The organism is Bacillus sp. FDAARGOS_235 (assembly GCF_002073415.2).
Lineage (GTDB): Bacteria > Bacillota > Bacilli > Bacillales > Bacillaceae_G > Bacillus_A > Bacillus_A toyonensis.
This window is the reverse complement of record NZ_CP020437.2, coordinates 4,465,530-4,484,979: the sequence shown is the minus strand read 5'-3', so window position 1 is coordinate 4,484,979 and position 19,450 is coordinate 4,465,530. Positions and strand designations below refer to the sequence as shown.

The following is a 19,450-nucleotide window of genomic DNA, read 5'->3' as shown; positions in this document are numbered from 1 at the left end:
ATCACCTCTATTCGATTTCGTCTTCAACTGAATCGAATCCGAATGCGATTACGCTATCTTCTTCTGTTACAATACCTAGTTGTTTCGCATCAGACTCACTCTTAATATCAATTTTCCAACCTGTTAATTTAGCTGCAAGACGTGCGTTTTGTCCACGCTTACCGATAGCTAATGAAAGTTGGTGGTCTGGAACAACAACAGTTGTTGCTTTTTCTTCTTCATCTACAAGTACTTTAACAACTTGTGATGGGCTTAAAGCATTTGCAACATATTCTACTGGATCATTTGACCAGCGAACGATGTCAATCTTTTCACCTTTTAATTCATCTACAATGCGTTGTACACGTTGTCCTTTCGGTCCTACACAAGAGCCTACTGGATCAACATCAATGTTCTCTGCATGTACAGAAATTTTAGAACGATCGCCTGCTTCACGTGCCACAGAACGAATTTCAACAGTTCCATCATAAATCTCAGGAACTTCCATTTCGAATAAACGTTTTAAAAGACCAGGATGTGTACGTGATACGTAAATTTGTGGTCCCTTCGTTGTTTTTTCTACTTTCGTAATGAATACGCGAATGCGATCATGTGGTTTGTATTGTTCGTTTGGCATTTGCTCACTTACAGGTAATAAAGCTTCTACTTTCCCTAAGCTTACATAGATGAAACGAGCATCTTGACGTTGTACAATACCAACCATGATGTCTTCTTCACGGTCACTAAACTCCGAGTAAATAACACCACGCTCTGCTTCACGCACTCGTTGTGTTACAACCTGTTTTGCAGTTTGTGCTGCAATGCGGCCGAAATCTTTTGGTGTTACTTCAATTTCTAGTACGTCACCATCTTGATAGTTTGGATTAATTTGTCTTGCTTCTTCAACAGAAATTTCAAGACGTGGATCAAACACATTATCAACAACGTCTTTACGTGCTAAAACTTGAATTGTTCCCACTTCTGGGTTAAAGCTCACACGAACGTTTTGTGCTTGGTTAAAATTGCGTTTATAAGCAGAGATTAATGCTGCTTCAATCGCATCAATAATAATATCTTTGCTAATTCCTTTTTCTGACTCTAATACGAGCAAGGCATCTAACAACTCAGTGCTCATGAAGATCCCCCTTCTAACTAAAACGTAACAGCAAGTCGCGCATTTGCAACTTTATCCATTGGAATTTGGATTTCTTTTTTACGTGTTTTAATTGTTAATAATAGTGTAATTGTAGTACCATCGTAGGAAAGTAGCTTTCCTTCAAACATTTTTTCACCATCAATCGGCTCATATGTTTTAATTGCCACTTGTTTTCCTACCGCTTGCTGGAAGTCTTTCTCTTTCTTTAATGGGCGTTCTGCTCCAGGAGATGATACATCCAAAAAGTAAAGATGAGGAATTGGATCCTCTTTATCTAAAGCTTCGCTTAAACGTTCACTTACCGCACCGCATTCTTCAATGTCGACTCCCTTTTCAGAATCGATGAATACGCGTAAGAACCAGTCCTGTCCTTCTTTCACATACTCTACATCTACAAGTTCAAGATTTAACTCTTCAACGATCGGCTGCGCAAATGCTTCTACAACTTCTGTGACTTTCTTATCCATAAACAGCCTCCTTCCTGCCGCCATGTACCATTTACAAGAAAAGATTCCGTCCATAAAAACGGTCTATCTTATTCTTTCTCGTTAGCTAACAAAAGCCCCTGCCGTTAAGCAGGGAATATCTGTCTTAGTATTACCAAATTTAAGAAGTAAAACTTGTAACAAAATATGTATATACGACAGAAATTTCTTACCTCTCTACATCAATAAAACGTAGATAGTAACACGAAAGAGTGGGTTTCCCCACTCTTTTTTTCACACAATATACATGACATGGTTATCTCGGTTAATAGTATACCATAGCAAATACTGATTTGCAAAGACTTTTCCTACCTGCTAGAACAGTGATAATTGGTTTTGATCAGGTAGATCACCTAAGCAACCTTGACTATCTAAATACTCAATAATCGTTTTAGAAACCTTACTGCGCTGCTGTAAATCTTCTTTTGATAAGAAATCTCCATTTTTACGAGCTTCTACGATACTTAAAGCTGCGTTTGTACCAAGACCAGGCACCGCATTAAATGGAGGAATTAATGAGTCTCCATCAATAATGAATTCTGTTGCATGCGAGCGATATAAATCAACCTTTTGGAATGAGTATCCACGCTCACACATTTCAAGTGTCATTTCTAGTACCGTTAATAAACTCTTCTCTTTCGGCGCTGCATCTAATCCTTTTTGCGCAATTTCATCAATCTTTACACGTATAGATGCTGAACCTTTTGCCATCGCCTCTACATCAAAGTCATCTGCACGAACCGTAAAGTATGCCGCATAGAATAAAAGTGCAAAATGTACTTTAAAATATGCGATACGTACAGCCATAAGTACGTAAGCAGCCGCATGGGCTTTAGGGAACATGTATTTAATCTTCTTACATGAATCAATATACCAACCTGGTACATTATTACTTTTCATGTCCTCTTCCCATTCTTCCGGTACACCTTTACCTTTACGAACCGACTCCATAATTTTGAAGGCTAATGATGGATCTAAACCTTGATAGATTAAATATACCATGATGTCATCACGACAACCGATAACTTCACTCAGCGTACATGTACCGTTATAAATTAACTCGTTTGCATTACCGAGCCATACGTCCGTACCATGTGATAGTCCAGAGATTTGGACTAACTCTGAGAATGTCGTTGGTTTTGTCTCTTCTAACATTTGTCTTACGAATTTCGTACCGAATTCCGGTATACCAAGTGTACCTGTTTTACAGTTAATTTGTTCTTCCGTTACTCCTAATGATTCCGGACCTGAGAAAATTTTCATTACTTCCGGATCATCTGTTGGGATTGTTTTCGGATCAATACCACTTAAATCTTGTAACATACGAATAACTGTCGGATCATCGTGTCCTAGTATATCAAGTTTCAATAAATTATCATGAATTGAGTGGAAATCAAAGTGTGTCGTTCTCCACTCAGCCCCTATTGAATCTGCCGGATACTGTATTGGTGAGAAATCAAAGATGTCCATGTAATCTGGCACAACGATAATACCACCTGGATGCTGTCCAGTTGTACGTTTTACACCGGTACACCCTGCTACTAAGCGGTCAATTTCTGCATTTCGTATCGTTAAATTATGATCATTTGCATAACCTTTTACATATCCATAAGCCGTTTTTTCTGCAACTGTACCAATCGTTCCTGCACGATATACATAATCTTCACCGAACAGTATTTTCGTATAGTTATGGGCACGTGGTTGGTATTCGCCGGAGAAGTTCAAATCGATATCGGGTACCTTATCTCCTTTAAATCCAAGGAACGTTTCGAACGGAATATCATGTCCATCTTTTACATATGAAACATTACATGTTGGACATTCTTTATCTGGTAAATCAAAACCAGAACCTACCGAGCCGTCATTAAAGAATTCTGATTGCTTACACTTCGGACATACATAATGTGGTGGTAATGGATTTACTTCTGTAATTTCCATCATCGTTGCAACGAATGATGAACCTACAGATCCACGCGAACCTACTAAATATCCGTCTACTAACGATTTTTTCACCAGCTTATGTGAAATTAAATAAATTACAGCAAATCCATGTCCGATAATACTTTTTAATTCTTTTTCCAATCGGGCTTCTACGATTTCTGGTAGCTCTTCCCCATAAATGCTACGTGCCATTTTATAACTCATATCACGCGTTTCATCATCAGCACCTTCAATTTTCGGTGTGTATAAATCATCTTTTACTGGATGAACATCACCAATTAATGACGCAATCTTTTGTGTATTCGTTACTACAATTTCTTTCGCTTTGTCTTCACCTAAAAATGAAAAACACTCTAACATCTCATCTGTTGTACGGAAATGTACCGGCGGTAATGAATGTCGATTTAACGGATTTGCTCCGCCCTGCGAACTCACTAAAATTTTACGATACATAGCATCCTCTTGATCTAAATAATGCACGTTCCCTGTAGCGACAACCGGTTTATCTAACGTCTCACCCAGTTTTACTAAGTTAGAAATAATTGTTTTTAATTGTCCTTCATCTCGAACAAGTTCACGTTCTACTAAATGACGTAACACCTCTGGAGGCATTACTTCAATGTAATCATAGAATTGCGCAATTTCTTCTACTTCTTCAGGTGCTTTTTGCATCATTGCCTCAAACACTTCACCTTTATCACAAGCCGTTCCTACTAAAATTCCTTCACGATATTTTTTTAATAGTGACCTTGGTACACGTGGCACACGGTAAAAATAATTCAGGTGAGAATATGAAACAAGTTTATATAAATTTTTCAATCCAACATCTGATGTAGCAAGTAATGTCATATGACTTGGACGCCCACGTTTATACGCATCCCCTTGTCCCATACTATCATTTAATTGATCATGATATTCAAATCCCTTTTCAATTACATCTTTTAGCATTTTCACAAGTAAGTATCCCGTTGCTTCAGTATCATAAATCGCACGGTGATGTTGCGTTAATTCAATATCAAGCTTTTTACACATCGTATTTAATCGATGGTTTTTCATTTCCGGGAATAAGAACCGCGCAAGTTCTAACGTATCAATAACAGGGTTATTCGTTTTTGCTAGCCCTGCCTTTTTAAAACCTACGTTAATAAAGCCCATATCAAAGCTTGCGTTATGAGCAACAAGTGTATGGTCACCCATCCATTCCTCAAACTTTTTAAACACTTCGTCCACTTCTGGTGCATCAGTTAACATATCATCTGTAATACCTGTTAATTCAATAATCGTCGCAGATAATGGTTGATGCGGATTTGCGAAAGATTCAAAACGATCAATGATTTCGCCACCTTTTATCTTTACGGCAGCTAACTCAATGACTGTATCGTATACAGCTGATAAACCTGTCGTCTCAACGTCGAAAACAACATACGTTTCCTCTGCAAGTAAACGATGCGCTTCGTTATATGCGATCGGTACACCATCATTAACTAAATTTGCCTCTACACCGTATATAACTTTAACCCCAGCCTTTTTACCCGCAGAGTATGCTTCTGGGAAAGACTGAGCAACAGCATGGTCTGTAACTGCAATAGCCTCATGTCCCCATTTACCAGCTTGAGCAACAAGCCTAGAGACAGGCGTAACAGCATCCATTTGACTCATTGGGGTATGAAGGTGAAGCTCTACACGTTTTTCACCTTCTGGCGCCTTATCTTTACGAGATGGTCCTGTTATTTCATTAATATCGTTTGCAATCATTACTAAATCTCGAACAAATGTATCATTTTGAACAGAACCACGTGCTTTCACCCACATTCCTTTTCTCAAGGATTGCAGCATTGGAATATCTTCTTTGTCACGCGAAAACATTTTGATCATAATAGAATCCGTATAGTCCGTTATTTTTAAAGTTAATAACGTACGCCCACTACGAAGCTCTTTTGTTTCTACATGGAATACATACCCTTGAACCGTTTTTCTTCGTTCTTCATCTTGAATTTCTCGCATCGGTGTAATCTCTTCATCTGGCTTAATAAGATATCCGAGTACAACCGGTCCTTCATGCACAACGCTACTTTCTTCAGCTTGCTTCTTCGCCATTTCTTCCATAGCTTGTATTACACGCTCACGGTCTTCTTGCTGAGTTTGCTCACGAAACTTTTGCATTTCTTCTGCATTTTGCTTTATATGTGTGTCTAACTGAAAACGTGGGAATCCAAAAGCTTCGTATTGATCACCTACTGGTTTCGTAACATTTTTCTTTAAAGCAGTAGATTCTAACTCGTTATTCACATTTATTAACAACTTCACTCCATTTACCTGAGGTAGTTGCTTCTTTAAGTAAGCAAACATAGGTGAAAATGTAATTCGCTCCGTACAAAGCGGCCAATATGCCTTCACTTCTTCTTCTGTAAATTGTTTATTCTCTGCTTGTAATGCAAATGTTGTTCTTGCAATATGAGAAAATGATTGCTTAAGCTTCACTTCTAGCAATTCATATAATTCTGTCGGCAAAATACGTGGCACTTGTAAGTCAAAATGCCAACCTTTATTCGCTTTATCAATAACTAGCTTTTCAATACCACCGCCCTGTAAATATTGATTTATAAGGTCTTCTGGTATTTGCAACTGCTGGAGCAAAATTTGAAATCGCTCTTGTTGTTCATTTGTTAATGACATAAGCACTCTCCTTCCATTTGCTATTATAAATTGAAACGTACTACAAAGAAAGATGTCTCCCTTCTTCTTTTACAAAATACGTTTACAAAGAAAGAGAAGGTACCTCATTACGAGGTACCTCTTCTTATTTTAAAATATTAGCAATATATGTTTGAAGTTCTTCTACTTTCACTTCTTCAGACTCGCCTGTAGCACGTACTTTCACTTCTACAATACCTTCATCTGCTTTTTTACCAACCGTAACGCGAACTGGAAGGCCAAATAAATCTGCATCTGCAAATTTAACACCTGCACGTTCTGCACGATCATCTAGTAATACTTCATATCCTTGCTCTTGTAATGAGTTGTAAATATTTTCACCCATTTCACGTTGTGCATCAGATTTCATATTTACTGGAATTACATGCACATGGAACGGTGCTACAGCTTTTGGCCAAACTAAGCCGTTCTCATCATTAAACTGCTCTGCAATTGCTGCCACTGTACGAGATACACCGATACCGTAACAACCCATAATAAGTGCTTGTGTTTTCCCGTTTTCATCTAGGAATGTTGCGTTCATCGCTTCACTATAGCGAGTTCCTAATTTAAATACATGACCAACTTCAATTCCGCGTGCGAAAAGAATTGTTCCGTTTCCATCTGGAGATTGGTCTCCTTCTTGGATGAAGCGTAAATCTGTATATTGACTTACTTTAAAGTCCCGTTCTGGATTTACATTTACATAATGGAACCCTTCTTCATTCGCTCCTGAACATCCGTTTACAATTGATGCTACAGCATGGTCAGCAATAATTTCGATATCACCTGTTACACCAATCGGTCCTAATGAACCAACTTCACAATTTAATAATTCTTTTACTTCTTCATGAGAAGCAAGCTCAACAACTGAAGCGCCGTATACATTTTTCACTTTTACATCGTTTACTTCATGATCACCACGAACAAGTACAACTACTAATTTCTCGTCTACTTTAAATACCATAGACTTAATACACTGTTCTGCTTCAATGTTTAAGAATGCAGATACTTCTTCAATTGCTTTTTGATCTGGCGTTGCTACTTTTTCAAGTGCCTTTTCTGCTTCGTCACTCTTCGTATACGTAGCTACAACAGGAGCCATTTCGATGTTCGCTGCATAATTGGATGTATCCGAGTATGCAATAGTATCTTCACCAACATCAGATAATACCATAAATTCATGTGTATCTTTTCCGCCCATTGCTCCAGAGTCAGCAATAACCGCACGGAAATTTAAGCCACAACGAGCAAAAATGTTAGAGTATGCTTTATATAAGCGATCATACACTTCATCTAAGCTCTCCTGCGTAGCGTGGAAAGAATAGGCATCTTTCATTAGAAACTCTCTTCCACGTAATAAACCGAAACGAGGTCTTTGTTCGTCACGGAACTTTGTTTGAATTTGGTATAGCGTTAACGGTAATTTTTTATATGATTTTACTTCATCACGTACAAGATCAGTAATTACTTCTTCATGTGTCGCCCCTAAAGCAAATTCACGAGCGTTACGATCTTTCATACGCATTAATTCAGATCCGTAAGAATACCAACGGCCTGATTCTTGCCATAATTCTGCAGCTTGCATCGCTGGCATTAATAATTCTACAGCTCCTGCGCGTTCCATTTCTTCTCGAACGATACGTTCTACTTTGTGTAGTACTTTTAAACCAAATGGTAGAAAACTATAAATACCAGAAGCATTTTGACGCATAAAACCTGCGCGAAGTAATAATTGATGACTCTTAATTTCAGCATCAGCTGGAACTTCACGTAATGTAGGACTGAATACCATACTTTGTTTCATTTATTCGCACCTCTTCATTTTACTCTTACACGCAGTAAAACCCCTCACCTCGGGTTAGGTGAGGGATTTTATTCTACGAGCTCTATTTCATTATAAGTTTCACTTTATTTTACAAGAAAAACTTACGAATGTCATTCCATGTTACAACTAACATTAGTAACATTAATAATGCAAAACCAATAAAGTGGACCATTCCTTCTTTTTGACGGTCAATCGGTTTTCCTCGTAACGCTTCGATTAGGAAGAAGAATAAACGTCCACCGTCTAAAGCAGGGACTGGTAATAGATTAAATAAACCAAGGTTTATACTTAAAACTGCCGCTAAACTTAGCACACGCGTAAATCCATAATCTACGACTTGATCTGTTAGATTATAAATTCCTACTGGACCTGACAACTCATTAATAGAAAATTGACCAGTTACTAATTTCACAAGAGACTCAAAAATTAGTTTCGTCCATTCGTACGTTTGTTCAAATCCTGATTTAATCGAACCCATCACTGTTTTCTCTACAGGAGAGTAAACACCAATTCTACCAACTTCTTCTTTACCTTCTTTATCGAGTGTTGGAGTTACTTTTACATTAAGCTGTTCATTATCACGCTTTACTTGTAACGTAATTTCTTTATTCGGGTTTTCACGTACAATGGCAACAACATCTTTCCATGTACTTGTACTTTTCCCATCAATTGCTTGAATTGTATCGTTTTCTTTTAATCCAGCTTGCTGCGCTGCACTATTTTCCATTATTTTTCCGACCATTGGTTTGTCAATGGGAACCCCTTGTACAAATCCAAGAATCACAAAAATAACAAATGCTAAAATAAAGTTCATTGCAGGACCCGCAAAGATTGTTAAAGCACGTTGACCCAATTTTTTAGAGCCAAATTGCCTGTTATACGGAGCAATTTGAATTTCTTCTCCAGCAGTAATGATACGAGCCTTTTCATTCACTCGGAATGTTTGAAGCTCTTCCTCATACTCTTCATAGCCTGAAATCGTTAGATTATGCTCTAAATCGGCTTGTTCGACTTCAATAACACGAACATTTGGATATTTTTCATATCCATCAAAAACTAATTTCACAGCTTCGTCTTTTTCATTTAGCACAAGGCCAACCTTTTTCCCTGGCTTTAACTCAACTGTGTCCGCATCCTCGCCAGCCATTCTTACATAGCCACCAAGGGGCAGTAATCGAATCGTATACACCGTTTCATTCTTTTCAAATGAGAATATTTTCGGACCAAAACCAATCGCAAACTCGCGGCATAAAATGCCTGCTCTTTTCGCGAAATATAGATGCCCTAGCTCATGGAAAAATACGAGTGCACCGAAAATTAATATAAAGGCAATCGCTGTATTCAATTCCATAACCACCTTTGCTAAATTTGTTCCATCACAAACCGTCTTGTGGCTGCATCAATTTCCAGAATTTCCTCTAAGCTCGGACGTGCAATGACATTGTGATGGTTCATTGCTTTTTCAATGAGGTCTTCCACTGTTAAGAAACCAATTCTCTTTTGTAAAAAAGCTTCAACAGCTACTTCATTTGCAGCGTTCATTACAGCTGGCATACTTCCACCTGTTTTCCCAGCCTCATACGCAAAACGTAGACAACGGAAACGTTCTTGGTTCATTTTTTCAAAATGCAATGTTCCCATTTCCCATAAGTTTAACTGTTTTGTATCTGAAAGAGGTAATCTATCAGGATATGTAAGCGCGTATTGAATTGGTACTCGCATATCAGGTGAGCCAAGCTGCGCCATTACACTACGATCTTCAAATTCAACCATAGAATGAATAATACTTTCTTTATGTAAAACAACATCAATTTGCTCATAAGGGATACCAAAAAGCCAATGTGCTTCAATTACTTCTAGTCCCTTATTCATCATTGTAGCAGAATCAATTGTAATTTTCGAACCCATTGACCAGTTTGGATGTCGAAGCGCATCTTCTACGGTCACATGATGCAATTCATCTCTCGTTTTATCACGGAAACTTCCACCAGAAGCCGTTATAATGAGTCGAGAAATTCTTTTTTCATTTTCACCATTCAAGCATTGAAAAATAGCTGAATGTTCACTATCTACCGGAAGTAACGAAACATTATGTTTTCGCGCCGCTTCCATTACTAGATGCCCTGCAGTTACTAACGTTTCTTTATTTGCAATTCCAATTGTTTTTTTCGCCTCAATTGCACGAAGTGTTGGTAACAACCCTACGCTACCTACAACGGCATTTACTAAAATCTCCGCATCTGGATGTAATGCTACTTCTAAAAGACCTTCACTACCATACACAACTTTTGTATTACCAGAAACAGCTTGTAATTTTATAACATCTTCTGCTCTTTGCACAGAAACGATTTGCGGAGAAAATTCTTGAATTACTTTTACTGCGTAGTCAATATTTTTCCCTACAGAAAAAGCAACGAGACGGAATTGGTCTGGGTGCGAGCGTAACACATCTAAAGTTTGTGTACCAATTGATCCGCTTGCACCTAATAAACTAATGTTTTTCATGACTCCAACCCCTCGTTCATTTATTAATTGTATTGCAATAAGAAGTAGAGAATTGGTAACACAAATAACCAACTATCTGTTCGATCTAATATACCACCATGTCCAGGTAAAATTGTACCTGAATCTTTTACGCCATAATGACGTTTAAATGCAGATTGTACTAAATCACCAATTTGTCCAAAAATAGAAATGATAATTGTCAGCACAATTAAAATTACTACATTCGATTCAACTGGGAAGAACACGTTGTATACAAGTGCCACAATAATTCCACAAACGATGCCACCTACTGAACCTTCAATCGTTTTATTTGGACTAATTTCTGGCCATAATTTTCTTTTTCCTAATGCTTTTCCTACGAAATATGCACCTGAATCAGTAGCCCATATAACAAATAATGCGCAAAACACATATTTAATTCCTAATATTCTCGTTTCATTCAGATATAAGAATCCCATTGCAACATATGTTGTTGCCATAAGTAAAAATGAAGCATTATCAAAAGTAAATGTATTCTTAGAAAGGACTGTATATGATAAAAGTAATAAAACAATCACAAACGTAATTTCTAATTTACCTAATCCAATCCACCTAAATAGTTCTGATGCACTACTTGGAACTAAAATAGTCCATAATAATACCGCAGCTAAAACTGTTGGTACTGAAATAAGCGTAAGCTTATTCATTCGAATTAACTCATATAAACCTATAGAAGCAAGTGCATACACTAAAACCGTAAAAGGCACGCCACCGTAAATTACGATGGGAATGAATAGCGCGGCAGCAACCACTCCAGTAATAATTCTCTGTTTCACTACCAAACCCTCTCTTTCTACACGCCTCCGAATCTGCGCCCTCTATGTTGAAAGTCTGTAATCGCACTAAGCAAATGTTCTTCCGTAAAGTCTGGCCAATACACATCCGTAAACCAAAATTCCGAATATGCAATTTGCCATAACATGAAATTACTAATACGTAGCTCTCCGCTTGTACGAATTAACAACTCTGGATCAGGTAAAGAACCCGTCATTAAGTAGGAAGAAATCATTTCTTCACTTATCTCTTCAGCACGAATTTTTCCTTCCTCACTATCTTTCATCATATGTTGCACAGCAGAAACGATTTCATCTCGACTTCCATAGTTTAACGCGAAATTGAGAATTAATCCCGTATTCTCTTGCGTATCTTCCATGGCTTTTTCCATCGCTCTGCGTGTATGCGTAGGAAGACGATCTTTTTGCCCTATTACTCGGACTTGTACGTTTTCTTCAATCAATTCTGGTAAAAATGTACCTAGAAATTCTTCTGGAAGCCTCATTAAATAGTCAACTTCCTTTTTCGGTCTTTTCCAGTTCTCAGTTGAAAAAGCATAAAGAGTTAACACTTTCACATTAAGCTTACTTGCAAATTTTGTGATTTTCTTTACAACTTGCATACCTTCATGATGTCCCGCAATACGAGGCATAGCTCTCCTCTTTGCCCATCTTCCATTACCATCCATAATGATGGCAATATGTTCTGGTATATACCCTTTTTTCACTTCTTCAACGAGATGATCAAACGATGCGTCCTTTTTACTTTTAAAAAAAGGAAAGTTTTTAAACATCATTCATACCCTCCAGCAAGCAGACATATGCCTAAAAGTGTAAAAAGACCCCCTTAAGAAGAGGGTCATATTTGCGAAGTTATCGCTATTACACTTCCATGATTTCTTTTTCTTTGTTTTTTGCGATTTCGTCAACTTTTGCAATATATTTATCTGTTTCTTTTTGGATATCTTCAGTATATCCTCTTAAATCATCTTCCGTAATCTCGCCAGCTTTTTCAAGCTTCTTAAGATCATCGTTACCGTCACGACGTACGTTACGAACCGCAACTTTTGCTTCTTCAGCATATTTTTTCACAACTTTTACAAGATCACGACGACGCTCTTCTGTTAATGCAGGGAATGCAATACGAATTACAGTTCCGTCATTAGAAGGGTTTAAGCCTAAATCTGCTTTTAAAATTGCTTTTTCAATATCACCGATAGAAGTTTTATCATACGGTTGAATTACAAGCAAACGTGCTTCTGGAACTGTAATGTTCGCTAATTGCACAACTGGTGTTGGTGCACCATAGTAATCAACTTGTACCTTATCTAATACAGACGAGCTTGCACGACCAGCGCGAACTGTTGCTAATTCACGAGAATAAGCAGCAACTGCTTTTTCCATTTTTTCATTTGAAGACTTCAATACTTGTTGTCCCATAATTATTTCCCCCTTACGACTGTTCCGATATTTTCGCCTAAAACGGCACGTTTAATATTACCTTTTTCCATAACTGAGAATACAATTAATGGAATATCATTATCCATACATAGAGAAGAAGCTGTAGAATCCATTACACCTAAACCTTCTTTTAATACATCTAAGTAAGTAAGCGTTTCGTACTTCGTAGCAGTTGGATCAATAGATGGATCTGCACTATATACGCCATCCACATTATTTTTCGCCATTAAAATAACGTCCGCTTCGATTTCCGCTGCACGTAATGCTGCTGTCGTATCTGTAGAGAAGTATGGGTTACCAGTACCTGCGGCAAAGATAACAACACGTTTTTTCTCTAAGTGACGAATTGCTTTACGACGAATGTAAGGCTCTGCCACTTGACGCATCTCAATTGAAGTTTGAACGCGAGTTTGAATTCCAATATTCTCTAAACTATCTTGAAGAGCTAGTGAATTCATAACTGTCGCTAACATGCCCATGTAATCTGCTCCTGCACGATCCATGCCCATTTCGCTTCCAATTTTCCCACGCCAAATGTTACCGCCACCAACAACAACAGCAACCTCTACATCAAGTTCTGCAATTTCTTTCACTTGTTCCGCAACTGACTTGATAACAGCTGGGTTAATTCCAAATCCTTGCTCGCCAGCTAAAGCTTCTCCGCTCAGCTTTAAAACGACACGATTATATTTCGGTTTACTCATAATGAACCTCCAATTGCTTACATCTTTATTTTAAAAAAGGGAACACAATGTGTTCCCTAATCTGTATTAGTTGTTACCTTTTACTTGGTTCATTACTTCTTCAGCAAAGTTGTCTTCGCGTTTTTCGATACCTTCACCAACAGCGTAGCGAACGAATCCTTTTAATGTTCCGCCTTTAGACTCAACGAATTGACGAACTTTCATATCAGGGTTTTTAACGAATGCTTGGTCAAGTAAGCAAATTTCTTCGAAGAATTTGCCAAGACGGCCTTCTACCATTTTTGCAACGATTTTTTCAGGCTTGCCTTCGTTTAAAGCTTGTTGTGTTAATACTTGACGCTCATGCTCAACTTCTTCAGCTGTTACAGCATCACGGTCAATGTATTTAGGGTTAACTGCTGCAATGTGCATTGCTACATCTTTAGCAGCTGCTTCGTCAGTAGAACCTTCAAGAACTGTTAATACACCAATACGTCCACCCATGTGTAGGTAAGCGCCGAATGCATCAGCATCCGTTTTTGATACGATTTCGAAACGACGAAGTGTAAGTTTTTCACCAATTTTAGCAATTGCTTCATTGATGTGCTCTTCTACTGTTTTACCGCCTTCAATTGTTTGAGCCATAGCTTCTTCAACGTTAGCTGGTTTGTTAGCTAATAAGTGAGCAGCTAATTCTTTAATTAAAGCTTGGAAACCTTCGTTTTTCGCAACAAAATCAGTTTCAGAGTTTAATTCTAAGATTAAACCGTCGTTACCGTTTGTTTCGATGAAAGTTAAACCTTCAGCAGCGATGCGGTCAGCTTTTTTAGCAGCTTTCGCAATACCTTTTTCACGTAAGAAGTCAATTGCTTTCTCCATGTCGCCGTTTGTTTCAGTTAAAGCCTTTTTGCAGTCCATCATACCTGCGCCTGTTTTTTCACGAAGTTCTTTTACCATTTGTGCAGTGATTGCCATGTTTTTCATCCTCCTAAAATATGTATTTATACCTTTTAAAAAGGTTTTTATACCTTAAAAAAGGTGATAAAAGGCCGAACCCCTTATCACCTTTCCAAATTTGTTACGCAGTAACAGTTTCTTCACCTTGTTTTGCTTCAAGGATCGCGTCTGCCATTTTAGATGTAAGAAGTTTTACAGCACGAATTGCATCATCGTTTGCTGGGATAACGTGATCGATTTCGTCTGGATCACAGTTTGTATCAACGATACCGATGATTGGAATGTGTAATTTGCGTGCTTCAGCAACTGCAATACGCTCTTTACGAGGGTCTACTACGAATAATGCACTTGGAAGACCTTTCATATCTTTAATACCGCCTAAGAATTTCTCAAGACGCTCTAACTCTTTTTTAAGTTGAACAACTTCTTTCTTAGGAAGTACTTCGAAAGTACCATCTTCTTGCATTCTTTCGATGTCTTTAAGGCGCTTGATACGCTTTTGGATTGTTTGGAAGTTTGTTAAAGTTCCACCTAACCAACGTTGGTTAACGAAGTACATACCAGCACGAGTTGCTTCTTCTTTAATAGCTTCTTGTGCTTGTTTTTTAGTACCTACGAATAAAATGTCTCCGCCTTCAGCAGCGATGTCGCGCATCGTTCTGTAAGCTTCCTCAACTTTTTTCACAGTTTTTTGTAAGTCGATGATGTAGATACCGTTACGCTCTGTGAAAATGTAACGCTTCATTTTTGGGTTCCAACGACGTGTTTGATGTCCGAAATGAACACCAGCTTCAAGCAATTGCTTCATAGAAATTACTGACATAATATAGTTCCTCCTAAATGGTTTTTGATATCCTCCGTTTACTTCATCTCTAAGCGAAACTACAACCGTAGCACCAACACTTAAATCAGTAAACGTGTGTACTTTGTACTGACACCACTGCTTACTATATCATACTGAAATATTACAATCAAGTCGAAAATGCGAACAATGTAAAACTTTCTTTATTCACACTCGAATTCTAGTATTACCAACCTGTATTTCTTTTAAGCGAAAAAATAAAATTCAATTCATAGTTTTCCAAAGAACACGATTATGGCGCTTTTCACAAACAACATCAATCTCTTATATACAAAAAACTCTCCTCATTTGAGGAGAGTTTTTATAAATTAGTTTGTTTTTAATTTAGCAAGTTCATGTAAAAATTTGTCGTTTAATACTTTAATGTATGTTCCTTTCATACCTAAAGAACGAGACTCGATTACACCAGCACTTTCTAATTTACGTAGTGCATTTACAATCACAGAACGAGTGATTCCTACACGATCAGCAATTTTACTTGCAACAAGTAGACCTTCTGTTCCGTTTAACTCTTCGAAAATGTGCTCAATTGCTTCTAACTCACTGTAAGATAATGAGCTAATCGCCATTTGAACAACAGCTTTACTACGTGCTTCCTCTTCGATTTCTTCTGCTTTTTCACGTAAGATTTCCATACCTACTACAGTTGAACTGTATTCAGCAAGGATTAAATCATCATCTAAGAACTCTTGACCAAGACGAGCTAACACTAATGTACCTAGACGCTCACCGCCACCAACGATTGGTACGATTGTAGTTAAACCTTGACCGAATAATTCTCTATTTTCTACTGGGAATGCTGTGTAAGCACTGTTTACATCTAAGTTTGAAGATGTTTCCGTTACATTGAATAAGCTTTGCGTATATTCTTCTGGGAATTGACGCTCTGCAAGCATTTGTTTCATACGCTCGTTCTCGATTTGTTGGTGAATTGCATAACCTAGTAATTTACCACGACGACTTACTACGAATACGTTCGCTTCGATTACTTCACACATTGTATCAGACATTTCTCTAAAGTTTACAGGCTTTCCTGCTGCGCTCTGTAATAACGCATTTAATTTTCTTGTTTTTGCTAATAATTCCATTTCAAAAGTTCCTCCTACATGTTACTCACATATTTTTTCATCACTTGGAAACTAGGGCGAGTCACCTGATGACACTATTACAAAATAAACTGGCTCACATCTTTATTTTTAGCAATTGTTGCTAATTTCTCCTCAACGTATTGAGGTGTTATCGTTATTTTCTCTAACGTAATTTCAGATGCTTCAAACGATAAATCTTCAAGGAGCTTCTCCATAATCGTATGGAGTCTTCTGGCTCCAATATTATCTGTATCCTGATTAACTTGATAAGCAATCTCAGCAATCTTACGAATAGCTTCGTCTGAAAATTCAATTTCTATACCTTCAGTCGCTAATAATGCCATATACTGTTTAATTAACGCATTGTCAGGCTCGATTAATATTTTAACAAAATCATCTGTCGATAATTTTGTTAATTCTACTCGAATCGGAAATCTCCCTTGCAATTCCGGAATTAAATCCGACGGTTTAGACATATGAAACGCTCCAGCTGCAACGAATAAAATATAATCCGTTTTTACTGATCCGTATTTTGTCGCAACATTCGATCCTTCTACAATTGGTAAAATGTCACGTTGCACACCTTCACGTGATACATCTACGCTATTCGACTGCTTACCAGCAATTTTGTCAATTTCATCGATAAAAATAATCCCGAGCTGTTCAGCACGATAAACAGCCTCTTGTGTAACTTCATCCATATCAATTAAGCGCTGTGCTTCCTCATTTGTCAAGAGTTTTCTTGCTTCTTTTACAGAAAGTTTACGTTTTTTCGTTTTTTTCGGCATAAAACTTCCTAATGCATCTTGGAAATTCATTCCCATTTGTTCCATACCAGTTCCTTGTAACATATCAAACATTGAAGACTGTTGCTCAGTCACTTCAATCGATACAATTTCATCTTCAAGAAGTCCTGCAGCAAGCTTTCTTTCCACGTCTTGACGTTTCTTTTCGATTTCAACATCTTCTTGCTCATCGGATGTTTGATTCGAATTTTGAGCACCGCCAAAAAGCATTTCTAATGGATTTTTAAATCCAGATTGCTTCTCCGGACTTGGCACTAAAATTTCAACAAGACGTTGGTTCGCTTGCTCTTCTGCTTTATCTTGAACTTTAACTACCATTTCTTCTTTCACGATGCGTACTGACGTTTCTACAAGGTCACGTACCATCGACTCTACATCTCTACCTACATATCCAACTTCTGTGAATTTAGTAGCTTCAACCTTAATAAAAGGTGCTCCAACGAGTTTCGCCATTCGTCGTGCTACCTCTGTTTTACCAACACCTGTCGGTCCAATCATTAAAATATTTTTAGGTGCAATTTCATCACGTAAATTTTCAGCTAGTTTACTGCGACGATATCGATTTCTTAAAGCTACAGCAACCGCTTTCTTTGCATCTTTTTGACCGATGATGTATTGATCTAATTTTTCCACAATTTGGCGCGGAGTAAAATGTAAATGCATATAAAATGCCTCCCTTACGATTCTACAATTCTTCAACAATTATGTTGTGGTTCGTATAAACACAAATATCGCCTGCAATTTCTAGACTCGCTTTCGCAATCTGCTTCGCAGTTAAATGTTCACTTGCATATTGTTTTAAAGCACGACCTGCAGAAAGTGCATAATTTCCACCAGATCCAATTGCTAAAATACCATCATCCGGTTCAATTACTTCTCCTGTGCCCGAAACAAGGAGCATAGTTGTTTTATCCATGACAATGAGCATCGCTTCTAACTGACGCAGCATTTTATCCCCACGCCATTGTTTCGCCATTTCAACTGCAGCACGCTGCAAGTTCCCGTTATACTCTTCTAATTTCCCTTCAAACATTTCAAAAAGAGTAAATGCGTCCGCAACTGAACCTGCAAAACCAGCTAAAACTTTCCCTTGGAAAAGTCTACGAACTTTACGAGCTGTATGTTTCATTACAACAGCATTCCCCATCGTTACCTGGCCATCTCCAGCCATTGCACATTCTCCATTATGATGAACTGCAAATATCGTTGTAGCGTGGAAATTTCCCATAGAAAAAACTCCTTTATATGTTTTTATAGCTTTAAAAGCAATTTATGCCCGCGGGTGATGCTTCATGTAAACAGAACGCAATCTTTCTTTAGAGACATGCGTATAAATTTGTGTCGTCGACAAATTTTCATGACCTAACAGCTCCTGTACAGTACGTAAATCTGCCCCTTCATCTAACATGTGTGTAGCAAATGTATGCCTTAACATATGGGGACTTATCCGCATTGTCAATGAAGCCTTCTTAATGAGTTCGTTTAATACATAGCGCACACCACGACTTGTTAGCGGCGTACCTTTCGCATTTAAAAATACCATATGAGATTGTTCTTCAGTCTTGTTAGCTAACTGTTTTCTCCCGTTCTCCATATAAGTAATTAAAGCATCTTGTGCATAACTTCCGAACGGAATATACCTTTGTTTTTTTCCTTTTCCCATCACTAAAATTGTTCCCACTGCAAAGTCAATATCGGTAAGTTGTAGGTTGACACATTCACTCACACGGATCCCCGTCGCATACATCAACTCTAATAAAGCTTGATTCCTTTGACCTAGCGGCGTTTCCGTATCAGAAACTTCAAATAATTCCTCTAATTCTTCAGCATATAAAAACTTTGGGATTGACAATTCTTTTTTGGGGAGTGACGCAAGTGCAAACGGGTTATCTTTCCGATAACCTTCACGCATTAAAAAACGATATAAACTTCGTAAGCTTGACACTTTTCTTGCGACAGATTTACGGGCTAACTTTTCATCGTGCAACGTCGTTAAGTACAAACGAACATCCGCGTATGTAACATCTAAAAAAGAGGATATGCCTTCTCGCTCCATAAATTGCACAAAATGTTCTAAATCATTTTGATAACTTGCAATTGTATATTTTGAATAATTTCTTTCAATTTGTAAATATCCAACGAATAATTGTAACAATTTCTTCACATTCACATAACTCACCTCAATAAAGGCTA

16 protein-coding genes are annotated in these 19,450 nt (G+C 37.8%); all 16 read right to left on the bottom strand.

Going from position 1 to position 19,450, the window contains the following annotated elements:
• Positions 1-7: 7 nt before the first annotated feature.
• Entirely contained in the window at positions 8-1,114 is a 1,107-nt protein-coding gene (nusA, locus tag A6J74_RS25520) for a transcription termination factor NusA (RefSeq protein ID WP_000102596.1), read from the bottom strand.
• Between the two features lie 17 nt (positions 1,115-1,131).
• A complete protein-coding gene (gene rimP, locus A6J74_RS25515; protein ID WP_000359095.1) occupies positions 1,132-1,602 on the bottom strand; it encodes a ribosome maturation factor RimP in 471 nt (156 codons plus the stop codon).
• A gap of 333 nt (positions 1,603-1,935) precedes the next feature.
• Positions 1,936-6,237 (bottom strand): PolC-type DNA polymerase III, encoded by a 4,302-nt coding sequence (locus A6J74_RS25510; RefSeq protein ID WP_000060010.1) that lies wholly within the window; start codon positions 6,235-6,237, stop codon positions 1,936-1,938.
• Between the two features lie 124 nt (positions 6,238-6,361).
• A complete protein-coding gene (locus A6J74_RS25500; RefSeq protein ID WP_000814324.1) occupies positions 6,362-8,062 on the bottom strand; it encodes a proline--tRNA ligase in 1,701 nt (566 codons plus the stop codon).
• Between the two features lie 109 nt (positions 8,063-8,171).
• Positions 8,172-9,428, bottom strand: a complete 1,257-nt coding sequence (gene rseP / locus A6J74_RS25495) for an RIP metalloprotease RseP (RefSeq protein WP_001090232.1) — start codon at positions 9,426-9,428, stop codon at positions 8,172-8,174.
• A gap of 17 nt (positions 9,429-9,445) precedes the next feature.
• The gene (dxr, locus tag A6J74_RS25490) at positions 9,446-10,588 is read right to left on the bottom strand and encodes a 1-deoxy-D-xylulose-5-phosphate reductoisomerase (RefSeq protein WP_000790354.1); all 1,143 of its coding nucleotides are present in this window, start codon (positions 10,586-10,588) and stop codon (positions 9,446-9,448) included.
• Positions 10,589-10,611: 23 nt separating this feature from the next.
• The gene (gene cdsA / locus A6J74_RS25485; protein WP_000813595.1) at positions 10,612-11,403 is read right to left on the bottom strand and encodes a phosphatidate cytidylyltransferase; all 792 of its coding nucleotides are present in this window, start codon (positions 11,401-11,403) and stop codon (positions 10,612-10,614) included.
• A gap of 17 nt (positions 11,404-11,420) precedes the next feature.
• On the bottom strand, positions 11,421-12,197 hold the full coding sequence (uppS, locus tag A6J74_RS25480; RefSeq protein WP_000971308.1) for an undecaprenyl pyrophosphate synthase: 777 nt from the start codon (positions 12,195-12,197) through the stop codon (positions 11,421-11,423).
• An 85-nt stretch (positions 12,198-12,282) separates the two neighbouring features.
• Positions 12,283-12,840, bottom strand: coding sequence for a ribosome recycling factor (gene frr / locus A6J74_RS25475; protein WP_000531505.1), 558 nt, complete (start codon positions 12,838-12,840; stop codon positions 12,283-12,285).
• A gap of 2 nt (positions 12,841-12,842) precedes the next feature.
• A complete protein-coding gene (gene pyrH, locus A6J74_RS25470; protein ID WP_000042662.1) occupies positions 12,843-13,565 on the bottom strand; it encodes a UMP kinase in 723 nt (240 codons plus the stop codon).
• 66 nt (positions 13,566-13,631) lie between these two features.
• A complete protein-coding gene (gene tsf, locus A6J74_RS25465; protein WP_001018579.1) occupies positions 13,632-14,519 on the bottom strand; it encodes a translation elongation factor Ts in 888 nt (295 codons plus the stop codon).
• A 103-nt stretch (positions 14,520-14,622) separates the two neighbouring features.
• Positions 14,623-15,324 carry a 30S ribosomal protein S2 gene (gene rpsB, locus A6J74_RS25460; protein ID WP_000111485.1) on the bottom strand — a complete coding sequence of 234 codons (702 nt, stop codon included), beginning with the start codon at positions 15,322-15,324 and terminating at the stop codon, positions 14,623-14,625.
• A 347-nt stretch (positions 15,325-15,671) separates the two neighbouring features.
• Positions 15,672-16,451 carry a GTP-sensing pleiotropic transcriptional regulator CodY gene (gene codY, locus A6J74_RS25455; protein ID WP_000421291.1) on the bottom strand — a complete coding sequence of 260 codons (780 nt, stop codon included), beginning with the start codon at positions 16,449-16,451 and terminating at the stop codon, positions 15,672-15,674.
• Between the two features lie 77 nt (positions 16,452-16,528).
• Entirely contained in the window at positions 16,529-17,920 is a 1,392-nt protein-coding gene (gene hslU / locus A6J74_RS25450) for an ATP-dependent protease ATPase subunit HslU (protein WP_000550076.1), read from the bottom strand.
• A gap of 22 nt (positions 17,921-17,942) precedes the next feature.
• Positions 17,943-18,485 carry an ATP-dependent protease proteolytic subunit HslV gene (hslV, locus tag A6J74_RS25445; RefSeq protein WP_000526274.1) on the bottom strand — a complete coding sequence of 181 codons (543 nt, stop codon included), beginning with the start codon at positions 18,483-18,485 and terminating at the stop codon, positions 17,943-17,945.
• 42 nt (positions 18,486-18,527) lie between these two features.
• Complete coding sequence (gene xerC, locus A6J74_RS25440) at positions 18,528-19,427, bottom strand: tyrosine recombinase XerC (protein ID WP_001101240.1); 900 nt, start codon at positions 19,425-19,427, stop codon at positions 18,528-18,530.
• Between the last annotated feature and the right edge of the window lie 23 nt (positions 19,428-19,450).